Annotated in this window: 8 protein-coding genes; 6 read left to right on the forward strand and 2 right to left on the reverse strand. The window is 47.3% G+C overall.

Annotation, left to right across the window (positions count from 1 at the left end; genetic code table 11):
• The first annotated feature begins 115 nt into the window (after nucleotides 1-115).
• From vabH to CCZ37_RS04350, 5 genes are all read left to right on the forward strand, one after another.
• Nucleotides 116-1,456: a vanchrobactin esterase VabH gene (gene vabH, locus CCZ37_RS04330; protein WP_094499834.1), complete on the forward strand. Its 1,341-nt coding sequence runs from the start codon at nucleotides 116-118 to the stop codon at nucleotides 1,454-1,456.
• A 21-nt stretch (nucleotides 1,457-1,477) separates the two neighbouring features.
• Nucleotides 1,478-1,672: an MbtH family protein gene (locus CCZ37_RS04335; protein ID WP_013857274.1), complete on the forward strand. Its 195-nt coding sequence runs from the start codon at nucleotides 1,478-1,480 to the stop codon at nucleotides 1,670-1,672.
• Nucleotides 1,673-1,777: 105 nt separating this feature from the next.
• The gene (vabF, locus tag CCZ37_RS04340; RefSeq protein WP_094499835.1) at nucleotides 1,778-10,153 is read left to right on the forward strand and encodes a vanchrobactin non-ribosomal peptide synthetase VabF; all 8,376 of its coding nucleotides are present in this window, start codon (nucleotides 1,778-1,780) and stop codon (nucleotides 10,151-10,153) included.
• A 102-nt stretch (nucleotides 10,154-10,255) separates the two neighbouring features.
• The gene (gene vabS, locus CCZ37_RS04345) at nucleotides 10,256-11,569 is read left to right on the forward strand and encodes a vanchrobactin export MFS transporter VabS (RefSeq protein ID WP_094499836.1); all 1,314 of its coding nucleotides are present in this window, start codon (nucleotides 10,256-10,258) and stop codon (nucleotides 11,567-11,569) included.
• Nucleotides 11,570-11,814: 245 nt separating this feature from the next.
• Entirely contained in the window at nucleotides 11,815-12,738 is a 924-nt protein-coding gene (locus tag CCZ37_RS04350; RefSeq protein ID WP_208613927.1) for an isochorismatase family protein, read from the forward strand.
• 112 nt (nucleotides 12,739-12,850) lie between these two features.
• Here the strand turns inward: CCZ37_RS04350 and vabE are convergent, their stop codons facing one another.
• Together vabE and CCZ37_RS04360 are read right to left on the reverse strand one after the other, a co-directional pair.
• A complete protein-coding gene (gene vabE / locus CCZ37_RS04355; RefSeq protein ID WP_094499838.1) occupies nucleotides 12,851-14,482 on the reverse strand; it encodes a 2,3-dihydroxybenzoate-AMP ligase VabE in 1,632 nt (543 codons plus the stop codon).
• A 3-nt stretch (nucleotides 14,483-14,485) separates the two neighbouring features.
• Nucleotides 14,486-15,673, reverse strand: coding sequence for an isochorismate synthase (locus CCZ37_RS04360; protein WP_019281787.1), 1,188 nt, complete (start codon nucleotides 15,671-15,673; stop codon nucleotides 14,486-14,488).
• A gap of 176 nt (nucleotides 15,674-15,849) precedes the next feature.
• Between CCZ37_RS04360 and CCZ37_RS04365 the strand changes: the two genes are divergently transcribed.
• Entirely contained in the window at nucleotides 15,850-16,626 is a 777-nt protein-coding gene (locus CCZ37_RS04365) for a 2,3-dihydro-2,3-dihydroxybenzoate dehydrogenase (RefSeq protein WP_094499839.1), read from the forward strand.
• Nucleotides 16,627-16,653 lie beyond the last annotated feature (27 nt).

Here is a 16,653-nt window from a genome sequence, read left to right on the forward strand (position 1 = left end):
AAATCAACTGTTGCTGGTTGTAATGTTAATGATAATTGTTATTATTTGCAATATCATCAATGCGGTTTTATGCTACTTAGCTTCTATGTTTCAAAAATACTAGGCTTGATATGGGGTGGTTTTAGTGATGGCTGTTAATCAGGAGAGCTTACAAGAGAGGGCTGAGCTCAATGAGGTGTTGGCCCGTTTTATTCAAGAGGGCGGCTCTATTGGTGACGAGTTTTGGTGGGCACATGTGCAATCGATCGGCATGCCTTATGTAATTGAAATAAATGGCGAATATGCAAAGTTGCTTTTTTTATGGCGTGAGCCGAAGCAGAGTGTGGCCGCAAATAAAGCGATCTACGTTGATATTAATGGTGTCACCGATCATCACAGTTTTTCGATGGCGAAGTTTACTCATATCGATAATACCGATGTGTGGTTTTATATCGATAGCGTCAAACAGAGTTGGCGAGGAGGGTACTCTTTTATTCCTGTCCCAGAAGCGTTAGTGCAGCCGAGTTACCAAGGTTCATACGATGCAATGCGCCACCAACATCGGCAATGGCTACGTTCCATTTTTCCACTGAGTTGCGCTGATCCACTGGCTCAAAATGATTTGTCAAAATGCGAGTGGGGGCGCGCGAAAACACCTTGTCATATGCCTAAAGCGCTTACGCAAACAGAGTGGCTCGGTTTCGATTCGGCGCAAGGTCAGTGCTTCAAAAGTGCTGATTCGACCTTTACTTGGCGCAGCACTTTGCTCGGTACATCGCGCGAGATTTGGCTTTATTCGACCGCGCAAAGACCCACCACTGAGCCGTTACCCTTGGTATTGATGCTCGATGGCCGTTTTTGGTCTCAATCGATGCCAGTTTATGAGGCTCTGTCACAGGCGACCCACAGTGGAAAGCTTCCAGCGGCGCTCTATGTGTTGATTGATGAAATTAGCGCTCAACAACGCAGTGATGATCTCAGTTGTAATCCGCTGTTTTGGCAAGCCGTGATGGAGGAGTTACTCCCCTCGATTAACGAGCGCGTCAGAGTAACCCGCGATGCAGACCAAACGGTGATCGTAGGCCAGAGTTTAGGGGGCTTAGCGGCAATGTACGCGGCATTACACTGGCCGCAGCGATTCGGTTCTGTGGTTTGTCAATCGGGTTCGTTTTGGTGGCCCGATTTCTCGATCGTTAAACCCCCCAGTGAATATTGTCCACCGAAAAGCGACTCGCGATTCAGCAAAATGAGCCAAGAGGTACATCAAGGTTTAGGTGCCAATTCACGTCTTGCGCTTTTCCTCGAAGTGGGTAGTGGCGAAGACATCATGATCGATTTAAGTCGAGATCTATACCAACAATTGGCTTCACAACAGCATCGAATTCAATTTCGTCTGTTTGACGGCGGTCACGATCGACTCTGTTGGCGCGGCGGGATCATCGATGGCTTGTCATATGTTTTAGAACCTTATCTTTAATTTTCAGCGGTAGAGAGAAATATGTCAGAAAAATACACCAACCCTTTTGATGAATCTAAGCATCAATTTTTAGTGCTGATCAATTCGCATAATCAATACAGTTTATGGCCAGAATTCAAAGCCATTCCCGCTGGTTGGCAAGCCATCCTTGGACCGAGGTCAAAACAAGAGTGTTGCAACTACATCGAAGCTCAGTGGTTAGATATTCGAGCTTAAACCAAACGAGTTTTGACTCCTGCAATAGCGGCGCTGTTCATTCATGCTTGTTAAGCGGGGTAACAAAAAGGGACATAGGCAATGACTTTTGTTAGGAATAAAGAGATGCACAACTCATCAGTGCAAGAGGATCAGTGGCCTCTTATCGGCACACAGCAAGGTATTTGGTTTGCCGAGCAGATGATGCCCAATCCAGAGCAATTTAATGTTGCCCACTACGTGGTAATTCAAGGTCAAATCGATATTGAGTTATTTTCAAACGCGGTAGCCATCGGCTTGCAAGGCGTTGATTCCCTCCACTGCCATTATTTAGAGAGCGATGGCAGCGTGAGGCAGCAGTTTTATCCTGCGGATGAAGAAGGGCAGTGGCTTGAAATCCTCGACTTTTCACAAGCCGCCTTGCCAGAAGAGTCGGCTCGGGAGTGGATGAAGCACGATCTTGCGCAGCGGTTGGACATTTCATCAAGAAAGAGACGTTTCCGACACTGTTTAATTGATGTTGGTTCAAGCAATGCACCGCAATGGTTTTGGTATCAACGTTACCATCATATTGATGTGGATGGGTTCAGTGTGAATGCCATCAGTCAATACATCTGCCAACTTTATAACCATTGGCGGATTGGCGCTGCGAAACCTCAAGAGTTCAGCGCTTTTAGTAATGTAATTCAAGAATATCAGCAATTTTTAGACTCAGCAGCGCGCCAGCAGGCGTACGACTTTTGGCAAACGCAAGCGGATCATTTACCCAATGTTATTTCGCTCACCACAGGTAGCGCAGCCAATACATCATCGAGCACGATCACTCACACCGTGCCATTAATCGGTGGAGAGTGGTTAACTCGCTATAGTCCACAGTTGTTACCCGCCGAGCTTGCGATGGCGATGGTATTTGCTTATCTCCATTTACATTCTGGGCAAGAGCAAGTGTGTGTTGGTGTCCCCTTTATGCGCCGAATGGGCAATGCCGCCACTTGTGCCGCTGGTGCGGTAGTGAATGTACTGCCGATGGCGCTGTCACTTCATCCACAAATGAGCATTATTGATGTGGCGCGAGAGATGAATAAAACCATCCGCCAAGTTCGTCGCCACCAGATGTATGACGCTGAGCAGATCCAACGTGATTTGGGATTAGTAGGCCAGCCGCTCTATGGCCCGATACTCAACTTTAAACCCTTTGAAGCTGCATTGAGTTTATCTGGCGTAGAGACTGAGACACATATCCTCTCGGCAGGTCCGATTGATGAGATTGAATTTTCGCCAGTGCTCGATGGTCAGACACTGAGTGTTAATATCACGGCCAACAGCACCAAATATAGCCAAGAGTCATTAGAACTTCATGCCGCTCGTTTCGTTGCGATGGTAGAGCAGATTGCCAACCATCCAACACAGCCACTTGATTTGGTAGAGTTAATCCCGCCGAGCGAGAAGCAGCAGATTACTTTGTGGTCGGTGGGGCCACAACATGAACATGAAACAGAGCAAACTGTGCTGGATGTATGGCAGCAGACGGTTGAGAGCAAGCCAAACGAAGATGCCTTGGTGTTTAAACAGCAGCGTTGGACATTTGATGCCTTCAATCACCTCATTGAAACTCGAGCGGATCAACTGATTACCGCGGGCTTGCGCCAAGGTGATATTGCCGGTGTCGCGTTACGACGTGGGCCTGAAAGCGTCGTGACTATGCTAGCGATTTTGCGAGCGGGTGCGATTTACCTGCCTATCGATCTTGATTATCCCATAGAACGTATTGAATCGATTGTTGAACAAGCACGCCCTTGGTGCTTAGTTGTGGAGGAGAATGAGCAAAACATGGCTTATTCATCGATAAGCTACGTTCCTAGGTTTATTGCTCTTCCTGAATTGGCTCGCATTCACACAGCGCCACAACCCAAACCGACGATCAGCCACGGCGATGTGGCTTATATCATCTTTACTTCAGGTTCGACTGGCCACCCCAAAGGAGTCATGAACACACATGGAGCGCTGTTGAATTTACTGCGCTCTCATCAAGGTTCGATTTTTTCTGCGGCCATCAGCAAACTGGCGACACGTCGTCAGTTACCAGAACAAGCTATTACTGTTCGTGCGGCGCATACGACGTCATTCTCCTTCGATGCTTCTTGGGAGCAAGTACTCTGGATGTTGTCTGGCCATACTATGTATTTGTATGACGATGAACAACGGAAAGACGCCTACGAACTGGTTCAGTATGTTGCTGAAGATAATATCGATGCTCTTGATTTACCGCCTTTACTGTTTGATCAAATGCTCGATAGTGGATTAATGACGAGCGCTCACGTGCCGACGTTAGTTTTGATTGGTAGTGAAGCCATACCACAAAAGCTTTGGTCACGTGTGAGTGAGTTTCCCGAACTGCTGGTGGAAAATTTTTATGGACCAACCGAATTTACGGTTGATGCGATCAGCGCTTCGCTTGATGCAGATGCATCGCCTGTCATTGGTCGACCCATTGCCGGTGCTTGTGTTTACGTGCTTGATGAAAATTTAGAGCCTGTCGCTATTGGTGAGGTGGGTGAGCTTTATTTATCGGGTGCGGGGTTAGCAAAGGGCTACCTCAACCAGCCAAGTATGACAGCAGAACGTTTTGTGGCGAACCCCTTTGCGTATGGCAAGATAATGTACCGCACTGGTGATTTGGTGAAGTGGCGAGACAATGGGCTACTGGATTTTGTTGGCCGGTGTGATCACCAAATCAAAATTCGCGGTTTTCGTATTGAATTGGGCGATGTAGAAAGTGCTATTAATGCGATTGATGGTGTTAATACGACGGTAGTCGTAGCAGAGCCTGTTGGCGATACTCATCGTTTATTGGCTTACTGTACTTTGGAAAAAGAGGCTCCGGGTGAGTCAGTTCAACCCACGTTCACAGATCAAAGACTGCAAAGTCTTATCGCACAGGCGCTGCCTGACTATATGCAGCCAGCCAATGTGATGATCTTGGATGCTTTCTCTTTGAATGTGAATGGGAAAATCGATAGAAAAGCGCTCCCTAAGTACTCGGCAGGCACGCGTAGCGAACGCGTGGCCCCAATAACCCAACCAGAGCAGCTGTTATGTGATGCGATCACCGAGCTACTCGGTGTCAGTGACGTAGGAATGTCAGATGACTTCTTTAATCTAGGTGGAGACAGTATTTCGGCGATGAGCCTTGGGACGCGATTGCGCACGGCGGGCTATGATCTACGACCCAAAGCTATTTTTGCAGCCCGTCAACTGGGTATGATGGCGAGCCAAATGGCGCCACTACAGCAACAACAGCGCGAGAAACAAGAAGGTATTATTCGGCCTCTACCTATGTGGCAATGGTTTGAGGAGACATTTTCTAATACAACCAGTTATGTGCAAAGTGTGCTTGTTGAGGTGGAAAGCGACACCCAATTAGCGCACTTACAAGCCAGTTTAGTGCAACTGGTCGCCAACCATTCCGTGTGTCGCTTGGTCCAAAAAGAACAGCAATACCATATTGAGGCGCTGCAAAATCTTGATGTAAAAAACTGGGTTGAATCGGTTTCGGTTGAGAGGCTAGATGGCAACGTGTTGGACAGTCTGTTTAGCCAGCGCAGTCAGTCGATGTCAATATCATCGGGTCAGCTATTACGCTTGATGATGATAACGGAGCGCAGTGGGCGTAAAAGTCTCATGATCCTTGCTCACCATTTCCTTATCGATGGTGTCTCTTGGCGAATATTGCTTCCGCAGTTGCAGGCATTAACTCAAGCACAAGTCACAGGTGAAGTGGCGGTGATTTCTGAGGAGGTTACCGGTATCCATTGTTGGTCAAAAGCGCTGTATCAACATTTAGCGGTCGCTGCTGCGCAAATGCCATTTTGGCGAGCGCAGGCACAGCGTGCTGTTGCTCCCATCAAGGATCCTGTCGATAAAATACGCATGGCGCATTGGCGTACGCCACTCTCTCATGCCGTTACGCAGCCGTTATTGGAATTACCCACACACCAGACGAATCTCGATATTGAAGAGATGCTATTAGCGGCGGTCACGGGGGCGATCGCAAGACTTTATGGGTGTGAAGAGATTAAAGTGAACGTCGAATCTCATGGCCGTGAAGAGTGTAAAGAGGGGATCGATCTCAATCAAACCCTAGGGTGGTTTACCACTGAATATCCGTTGATCATTAGCGTGCCAAAGCAGGGTGATTACCGCGAACGGTTACGTGAAGTGAAGCAAAGTAAGCGCAGTGTGAAAGATAAAGGGCTAGGTTATATGGTGCTGCGCTATCTTGATAATCCGTATCGAGATGAATTACGCACGCTGGCGAATACACGCCAACCGTCACTGCTGTTTAATTACCTTGGCCGTTTCCAAAGCAGCGATGGTCAGTGGTCACCACAGCAATATAGTGGGCAGTTTGCCGATACATTTGCTGTCACCTTAAACAGTGAACGGGCATTGCAGCATCCCTTAGAGCTAAATATTTTCGTCGAAGAATCGGTAACGCCGCGATTGGTGCTCAACTGGTCTTGGAATGCTCATCTGCTCAGCCAACAGGAAATGGTGTCGCTGAGCCAACAGATTGAAAGTGAGCTGCTCAAAATACAGCAAGCGCTACAAGTTGGCGATAGTGCTGAGTTGGACCTCTCTGTGCCTGCTGACTATACCGAGCCGGGAATCACATTGCGACAAGCGAGCCTATTGCAACACCACCATGGCAAGTTAGCGGATGTACTGCCAGCATTGCCTTTGCAAGAAGGATTGCTGTTCCAATCTCAATTAGGGGATAAAAATAGCAGTTATAACTCCACCACGCGTCTTACTTTCCAAGGTCAACTGTCTGAGCATCGCGTGAGCGAAGCGCTTAATGCGGTGATTAGGCGTCATCCGCAGTTGCTCGCTCGATTTGATAGTTCGATATTGGGGCGCACCATACAGGTGATGACGCAGGTTAATCCAAGCTGGCCACTGACACGTTATGGCATAACAAACATGAGTGGTGATCAGCAAAGCACACTGCTCCTTTCAGCACATCATCTGGTAGTCGATGGCTGGTCAACGCCGATTTTATTGAATGATTTTCTTAGTGCATACGCCCAAGGGGTCTCGAACTTACCTCCTGTAACCGTCGGCTATGCTCATGTTGTGAGCCAGCTAACGCAGCGTGATAAAACCGTTGCGACCGAGCTTTGGCGCAAAGTATTAGCTGATGTTCAGCCGAGTCTGGCTTTTGATGATATTCCGCTTAGTGAGGAAGTTAACGAGCATCAGTTATGGCTATCAAAGCATAAAACGGATCAGTTAAATCAGTGTTTACGACATCATGGCTTAACCATGAGCACCTTAATGCAAGGCCTTTGGGCGAGTATTCTCGCCAGCATGACGGGCCGCGAAGAGGTGGTTTTTGGTACGCCAATCTCTGGTCGGTTCAGCCGTATTGCCGGTATTGATGAACAGATAGGGTTATTCAGTAATACCGTGCCGGTGCGTGTGACACTGCAACCTCACCTTAGTTTGAGTGAACAATTAAAAGCGCACCAAGCGATCCAAATCCAATTACTGGAGCACGATGAACTTGGCTTGGGTGAGATCCAGCAACTGGTGGGCGGAAAAACACTCTTTGATACTTTGCTGGTGGTCGAAAACTATCCAGATCATAGCGGTTGGTACCAGCAAGATTTTAGCGGCGCGAAATTAATGGCTATCCACAATCGTGGCTATACCCATTATCCATTAACCATTCTCGTCTTACCGGGAGAGCAACTGCATATCCTGTTTGAATATCGAGACCGAGTCGGCGTAGCAAAACAGATCGTACAACGATTTGAACAAATGCTGGATGAGTTTATGGTTTCGAGTGATAAGCCTTTCGCTGAATGGGATCTGCGGTTAAGTGGCGAAATTGAATTGCAGCAACGCGTCAACCAGACCAAAACCGCCGTTGAACGCATGACACTGCGTGATTTGATGATCACGCAGCAACAACGTTCTCCACATCAGTTGGCTTTAATTGATAGTGAGCACCGTTTTACCTATCAAGCACTGGCTGAGCAGGTGGCCGCCATTGCCGATTTGCTGCTTCAGCAAGGTGTTAAGGCCGGGGATATTGTTGCTGTTGCCTTGCCACGCAGCGCAACCTTGAGCTTGGCGATCTACAGTATTATTGAATGTGGTGCGGCTTATTTACCGTTGGATGTTGGCTACCCGGATGAGCGCTTGGCCTACATGATCAATGATGCTAAGCCTGCGCTGATCATCACTTGCTCTTCATTCACCTCACGTTTTGAAGGTTTAGCGGCGCTATTGTTGTTGGATAAGTTACCAGCCCCCGTGCGCGCAGAGCGGCAGAACCGCGCAGATGGGCTTACCCCCTCAAATGCGGCCTACTTGCTTTACACTTCAGGTTCAACGGGTAACCCCAAAGGGGTGTTGGTTTCTCATCAAGCGATTGTCAACCGATTGAAGTGGATGCAGCACCAATATCCCTTGAGCTCTGATGATGTGGTATTGCAAAAAACGCCGTGCAGTTTTGATGTCTCCGTGTGGGAGTTTTTCTGGCCCTTACTGGAAGGGGCGAGCTTAGTGATGGCTCCGGCTGAAGCGCATAAAGACCCTGAATGGTTATTGCAAATAATTGACGATTATCACGTGACCACGATGCACTTTGTACCTTCAATGCTGGCAGCTTTCATGGCCTCAATTGAAGCAACTCACCCAACGGGTTTCACCGTAGCACCAAGCCTCAAGCAAGTATTTTGCTCAGGTGAAGCGCTTGCGAAAGAGCTCTGCCATCAGTACGCACGTAGAATTAATGCACCGCTGCATAACTTGTACGGCCCGACGGAAGCGGCGGTTGACGTGACTTACTATCCAGCTTACGGCGAGGCATTAAACGCAAGCGTTGGCCGTAGTGCACCGATTGGTTTACCGGTATGGAACACCCAAGTTTATGTGCTCGATAGCTTTTTAAGAGCGGTACCAATCGGTGTGCCGGGCGAGCTCTATCTTGCTGGCGAGCAATTAGCCATCGGTTACTTTAATCGCAGTGCGTTAACGGCGGATCGGTTTATCGCCAATCCGTTTACTTGTGGCGAGCGAATGTACCGCACTGGTGATGTCGTACGTTGGTTAGCGTGTGGCTCGATTGAGTATTTAGGACGCAGTGATGATCAGATAAAAATTCGCGGGCAGCGTGTGGAACTGGGTGAAATTGAAAGCGCATTACAGGCACTTCCTGCGGTAAAACAAGCGGTGGTCTGTGCTCAGACGCTCGCTACTCATTCAGGTATGTTAGGCGCTGATGAACGGCAAATTATCGGTTACGTCATCGCGCATGATATGAGCGTAACGAATGGCGAGAAGCTACGCGCTGAACTTTCCGAACATTTACCAGCCCATATGGTTCCCGCGGCTATCGTGTTACTGGATCACTATCCGCTTAGCGCCAACGGTAAGCTAGATAAAAAAGCATTACCGCGGCCAAATGACGTCGCAGTACGGGTAGGGCGCAAGGCTCATCCGGGCCTTGAAACACAATTGGTGAGCTTATTTGCTCAAGTATTGGCTGTCGAAACACTGTTTGCTGATGATGACTTCTTTACGCTCGGCGGGCATTCACTGCTGGCGATGAAACTAGCGGCAGATATTCGAAGAGCGCTAAACCTACCTGTCACAGTGGGTCAAATCATGGTCAATCCTACGGTGGAGAAACTGGCGAGTTTGCTGCTGGATGACGATGCTTTTAACGACCCCACCTTAGCTGGTTTTGGCGAAGTGCTACCTATCCGTGCCGGAAGTGGCTCAGCACTTTTTTGCGTCAACTCTGCTTCTGGCTTTGCTTGGCAATACACAGGGCTACCTAAATATCTGACAGGACATTATCCCATTTATGGTTTGCAATCACCTCGGCCCGGCGGAGCGATGGCGACCAGTGAAACGATGGAAGAAGTGTGTGATCGTTTATTACCCGTCTTAAGAGAGATACAGCCATTTGGACCTTACCATCTATTAGGCTATTCATTTGGCGGGATTGTGGCACAAAAATTGGCCGCGAAACTTCAACAACAAGGTGAAGAGGTGCACTTTTTAGGGTTACTGGATACCTATCCACCGGAAGGTCAGAACTGGGATGGCCCGATGGATGAAGAAGAGCAGTACGAAATTGAGCGTGAAAAAGAGCAGTTTCTGGCCATCAATGAGCTAACCGATATTGAATTAGATGAGCAACGTTTGGCGATGTTCAATGAGATTACCGCTAACTATGAAGATGCGGTACGTCTACTTGCACAGGCACAAACGTCTGATTATCAAGGTCCGGCCCACCTTTTCGTGGCGCAGCGCACAGTGCCAGATGGTTATGATATTGATGATCATTGGCAATCTTTTGTCGGCCAGTTGATTAAACATCAGTTTGATTGTTCACATGAAGATATCTTGGCCCCAGAAAATGTACGCCAGATTGGCGAATGTTTAAATACGCTGCTGGAGTCGAAGGCTGCACTGAAAAAATAACAAAAACCACCATCGACGAAACCAGTGCGTATCAAGGCTGGTTTCGTCTTAATTTTCGCGATGTTTTGAAAGCATTACATTCTGGTTTGAATAGACAATAGTATGAATATAAAGAATATATTTTTAGATTTTAGCCTACTGAAAAACAACCCACATTTCCGAATGGTCTTTATGGCCCGCATGATGTCAGTGCTTGCTCTTGGCATGATGACGGTCGCGGTGCCGATACAGATACATCAAATGACCGGTTCGACCTTGCAGGTAGGTCTTATCATGGCATTGGATGGTATCGGGATGTTTGTTGGCCTGTTGCTTGGAGGCATACTGGCCGATAAGTACGATCGCCGTCGATTGATTTTGTTTGCGCGCGCGACCTGTGGCATTGGGTTTGCTGCATTAGCATTCAATAGCATAGTCGCGCAATCCTCCTTAGCGGCTCTCTATATACTCTCGGTGTGGGATGGTTTTTTTGGCGCTATGGGTATGACGGCCTTGATGGCTGCTTTACCGACCATTGTTGGGCGACAAAAATTACCTGAAGCTGCCGCATTGAGCATGCTAACGGTTCGATTGGGTATGGTTCTTTCGCCAGTGATTGGCGGCTTACTGATCACTGTCGGTGATGTCAGTTGGAATTATATTGCGGCTTCTGTTGGAACGCTCTGTACGCTGATCCCACTGTTTAGATTACCTTCGATGAAGCCGCAACATCATACGCCAGAGAATCCATTTCAATCACTGTATGAAGGTGTTCAATTTCTATTTTCAAACAAAGTGGTTGGTTGTGTGGTGCTGTTTGGCACACTCGAAACATTAGCAACTGCGATTAGAGTGATGTTCCCTGCGTTAGCTTTAGTCTCATTTCAGGGTACCGCCGCTAACGCAGGTGTGATGTATTCGGCCATTCCGTTGGGGGCGATGTGTGGCGCACTGACTTCAGGTTGGGTAAAACAGTCGCAAAAGCCAGGAATGGTCTTAATCTACGCGACGTTAGGCTCATTTTTAGCGATTGTGGCTATGGGGCTTGTGAATAATTTTTGGTGGTTTGCTCTCATCTTAGTTGGCTATGGTTATTTGGGTTCGGTCGCTTCTCTGATTCAATATTCGATCGTACAAGGACACACTCCAGATCACCTGCTAGGCCGCGTAAGTAGCCTATGGACGGCGCAAGATGTGTCGGGAGACTCGATTGGATCACTCGGTTTAGGGGCGTTGGGTAAAGTGTTAGCGCCAACGATGTCGATCCTCACTTTTGGCTTGGGTGCAACGGGAATTGGTGCGTTGATGGTGATGGCATTTCGCTCATTACGCCAAGCGACTCTGTTTGATCCAGCGCTTATCGTTAACACAAGCTCAGAACCTAACGTCTCCTCAGATGAGGTCACTTCCCAACCTGCGGCGCAAACGATGAATTAGCTATTCGTTTTGTGGTGGGCTCTCGTTGTGTTGTCGTGAGTCGAGAGCGATATTTTACATATGATTGAGAATTAATCTCATTAGCAATTGATTTTTATGTGTAGACTGCTTTAGTATTAATGAAATGATAATTGTTACCATTTGAGTGGCAATTGTCGACGAATACGAGTCTCTTATTTCTGAAGTCGTTATTGGCTTTAAGGCATCACGAACGAGAAAAGCCTCTTTTAACAAGGATTATATTTATGGCGATTCCCAAAATAGCCAGCTACTCCATTCCGTTGGCTGAAACATTTCCGAAAAATAAAGTTCATTGGCATGTCCAAGCCGATAGAGCGGTACTGCTCATTCACGATATGCAAAAGTATTTTATTAACTTTTTTGATCAGTCTCAGGCACCCGTTCCTGAGTTATTAGCGAATATTTCAGAGCTGAAATCACTGGCTCGTCAGGCCAATATCCCCGTGGTGTACACAGCACAACCTCCTAACCAAGACCCTGTAGAGAGAGCGTTACTGACTGATTTTTGGGGAACAGGGCTGACAAAAGATACCGAGATTGTGTCTGAGCTTTCACCTGAAGACGGGGATATTCAATACACCAAATGGCGTTATAGCGCGTTTAAGAAAACGCCGCTGCTGGAGTGGATGAAAGAGACACAGCGTGACCAGTTGATCATTGTGGGTGTCTATGCACATATAGGTATCTTATCAACGGCGTTAGATGCTTTTATGTTGGATATACAGCCTTTTGTGGTCGGTGATGCTGTGGCTGATTTCTCTTTGGAAGATCATCATCATACGTTGAAATACATCACAGAGCGTGTTGGCTGCGTGACTTCGCTTGAGGCACTAAAACCACAAATGATCCACAGACAAGAGACCAGATTATTGAGCCTTGAACAGATGCGTCAGCAAGTGGCTGAGCTATTGGATCTCGATTTAGATGAAGTGGATGTAGATGAGAAGCTCACTTTTCTTGGCTTAGATTCTATCCGTGCGGTTACCTTATTTGAATCATGGCGCAAGATGGGCATAGAGTGCGCCTTTTCAGAGATGATTAAATATTCAACTTTAAGAGAGTGGTGGCATGTGATGGAGCCTAGTGTTGTTGCTCAGTCGTCACATCAAGTCACGGACACGCGTTCCACTGAAGAGCAACCGGTTTGAGTATACTGGGCGACTAGACTAGCGAAAGAGAACGCATCGCCCAGAAAAAGCCGATATCGACGATATCGGCTTTTTCATCTTCACGTTATTTTGAGCGCCTGTATTGCCATGATTAGTGAGAGTATTGCGTTCTTAACCATTTCTTGTTGACTTTGCCCACGGGGGTTTTGGGTAATTCATCGACGAAATGGATGTGATCAGGGATCTTAAATTCTGCTAATCCTTGAGCGTGTAAAAATCGTTTCAGAGTAATGGGTTTAAGCGTTTTACCATTATCTGGAACGACAATGGCGCAACTGCGTTCACCAAGAAACTCATCAGCAATAGCAACCAAAGCCACATCATGAACATCCTGATGTTGAAGTAGCAGGTTTTCAACCTCTTCGGCTGCGATTTTTTCTCCACCACGATTGATCTGATCTTTCTCTCGTCCCGTGACGATAATATTTCCTTCAGCCGTCCTACGCACTCTGTCACCTGTGATATAGAAGCCTTGGTCGGTGAATGAGCGCTGGTTATGTTCTGGAGCTCGGTAATAACCTCGAATCGTATAAGGGCCTCTGGTCATGAGCAAGCCTTCCTCACCCATGGCGGCGGGCTCACCCTCATCGTTGATTATCATCACTTCATCATCAGCTGAAATTGGACGTCCTTGAGTAGTAACAATCACGCTGAGTGGGTCATCAAGTCGTGTGTAATTAACCAACCCTTCAGCCATTCCAAACACTTGCTGTAATTGACAGTGGAGAGTCGTCGGTAAGCGCATTGCTGCGGCCTCACTAAACTTCGCCCCGCCGACTTGTAGCAGAGTGAGGCTCGCGATGTTTTCTGTAGCGGACTCGGCGTATTTCATCCACAGTAGCGCTAACGGTGGCACTAGCGCTGCGACAGTAATGTGGTGCTTCTCAATTAAACGGAAAGCGGTGTGCGGTGTGGTATCGGAAGCGAGCACGACACAACCGCCAGCGTAAAAGACGCCCAGTGCACCGGGCGAGCTGAGTGGAAAGTTATGCGCAACGGGAAGAACACACAAATACCTCGTGTGTGGGCCAAACTGACAAATTTGAATGCTACCAAGTACGCTATAAGCGTAGTCATTGTGCGTACGAGGGATCAATTTGGGAGTACCGGTCGTTCCGCCGGAAAGCTGGAAAAAAGCCACTTGATCAGCAAAAACCGAATCAGTAACAGGATCGTCTCCCGCGCAGTGGTAAAGCGTATCTAATTCCTGAATTTGCTCGTGTGAGGATTGACCGCAAACAATGGTATGCAAGAGAGAAGGGCAACTACTTCGTAGTTTCTGCGCGGTCTGCTGCGCGTCAAAGCCCACGATATCGTCTGAAAAAATATAGGCTTTGGCGTGAGTATGTTGGCAAAAATAGCTCAGCTCTAGATAGCGGTGTGCTGGCAGAGCTAGAACCGGTTTAATGCCCCGCATGGTCAAGGCAAAAAAGCAGAGATAGAATTCAGCACGATTGGCCATTTGTAGTACGACATTATCACCCCGCTGCAAACCTAGGGAGCTCAAGCCAGCCGCAAGGCTTATCATTTTCTGATATAAATTTTGATAGCTGTACTGGCCGAACTCATCAATCAGTGCGATGGCGTCAGGGCTTTTTTTGACGGAATCACTGAAATAATCAAATAAGGTTCTTTGTTGCCAGTAGCCTTGTTCACGATAGCGCTGGCTGAATTGCTCAGGCCAAGGGGTAAAATCGGTCGGGTTAAGATTATTCATGACCACTCCTTAGGCGGTAAGTAATTCATCAATTTCAATACCAGCGGCTTTCAAAATGGTGCTCATTTTTGCCCCTGTTTCATCGAGTTCACTCTGCGGTGAGGATTCATTCACAATGCCAGCTCCAGCGAACACACTCATCTCATTTTGGCTCACTTCCGCGCAGCGTATCGTGACAACCCACTCGCCATTCCCCCGAGCGTCGCACCAACCGATCATGCCAGTGAAGTAGCCGCGGTCGAAGGTTTCGATCTGCTTAATCGCTTGGTAAGCCGATAATCTTGGATAACCACACACTGCGGGTGTTGGGTGTAACTCTGCTGCAATGCGTAGCGAGTTAATCATCGGATCATCGGCTTGTCCTTCAAGCACTGTTGATAAATGCAGCATCGTTTCGGTTTCAATCACTGACGGGACCATAGGGGTAAATAAGTTATGGCAGTAGCGGCTGAGTACTTTCTCAACTTCCTCGACGACGAAGGCATGTTCATTCAGATCTTTTTGCGTATCAAGTAATGAAGCGGAGCGTTGTTGGTTTTGCACCGCGTTGTTTGATTTAGGCCGCGAGCCCGCTAGGGGGTTAGAAACGATAAACCCGCCTTTCTTCGCCAACAACAACTCGGGACTGGCTCCCATTAACTTGGCGTTAGGGCCAATTTCAGTAGAAAAAGTGTAGCCATTGCGATTGATGGACAACAGATTACGCAATAAACGAGTTTGATCGATGTGTTGTGGAGTCGAGAGTTTCACTAAACGTGATAGCACCACTTTTGATAGTTCGGTGGTATTAAACAGCTCAAGTAAGGTTGTGACTCCTTGTTTGTAGTCGTTGCCTGTTGGCGGTGAAACAATGGTCGCTTTGTGGCTCTGCTGCTCCTCTTTTTCACTGGCCCGCGGGCTACCAGAAACATAGAGCTTTTCTGGAATAAAGAAACGCGTCGCCGTCTCTTCATTAAAAGGAATCGTCGCAAATAAAATAGGATTATCGTACTCATCTGTTTTTGCTGCTTCTAGCATCTTGGTTGCTTGATCCGCCAGCTCACAGAATGGGATCGCCTGATTGAACTGATGAGCAATTCCCACGCCAAGCATGGTGTTGTGAGGCGAAGCAAAAAAGAAGGGAGATTCTTTTAAGTGCTCATCCAATAGCTGATTAGCCATTTTTGAAAACCCAATAACTTCACGTTTCATCACCAAAACTCCATTAATAACGTGTTACGCCTAATTGCTTATTATTTTACAAACCACTAAAGTACGCAGATTATATATGATAATAATTATCAATAACAAATGATAATTAATGTTATTAACTGAGGATGAGATTCGGTTATGGCTATGGTTTAGTGTGGATTTAACGGAGTAAAGTTAGGAAAATGATGAAATTAGACGAAACGGTTTTATTGACTGGAGCCGGACAGGGGATTGGTTATGCGGTATTGGAATCTTTACTGGCGAGCGGTTATCGAGTTGTAGCGACGGATAGAAATCACCCCCAATTAACTCAGCAATTAGCGAGTTTGAACGAGCGCTATACCGAGCAGCTTCATTGCTATGAGCTTGATTTACAGCATCATGACGACGTAAAAAAAAGGGTACAAGAACTGAATGAGCGCTATCAGTTTAATCATTTCATCAGTTGCGCGGGCATATTGCACCTTGGTTCAATAACCGAATTATCGATGTCAGAGGTCAAAGCGATGTTTGATGTCAATACGTTTGGCACCTTAGCCGCTTTGCAAGGGGTAGCGATAGGAATGAAAGCGCGCAAGCGTGGCAATGTTATTGTGATTGGCTCTAATTCAGCGAATACGCCTCGGCTCAATATTGGAGCATATGCGGCATCTAAATCGGCTTTGCATATGTTGGTCAAGTGCGCAGCTCTTGAGCTTGCAAACGATGGAATTCGATGCAATATCGTTAGCCCAGGCTCAACACGCACCGAAATGCAAACGCAGTTATGGAACAGCGAATATGGTGAAAGAGAAGTGATAAAAGGTAATCTTGAACAGTACCGTTTGGGGATACCCCTTGGCAAAATGGCGGAGCCCGAAGACATTGCTGGGGTTGTTATGTTTTTGATGTCCAATGCAGCAAGTCAAATCACCATGCATGATTTGAGAGTGGATGGCGGCGCTACGCTCGATAATTAGGTGAAGGCCGCTGACGGTAGGCAAGGT

It is taken from the genome of Vibrio qinghaiensis, from assembly GCF_002257545.1.
Lineage (GTDB): Bacteria > Pseudomonadota > Gammaproteobacteria > Enterobacterales > Vibrionaceae > Vibrio > Vibrio ordalii.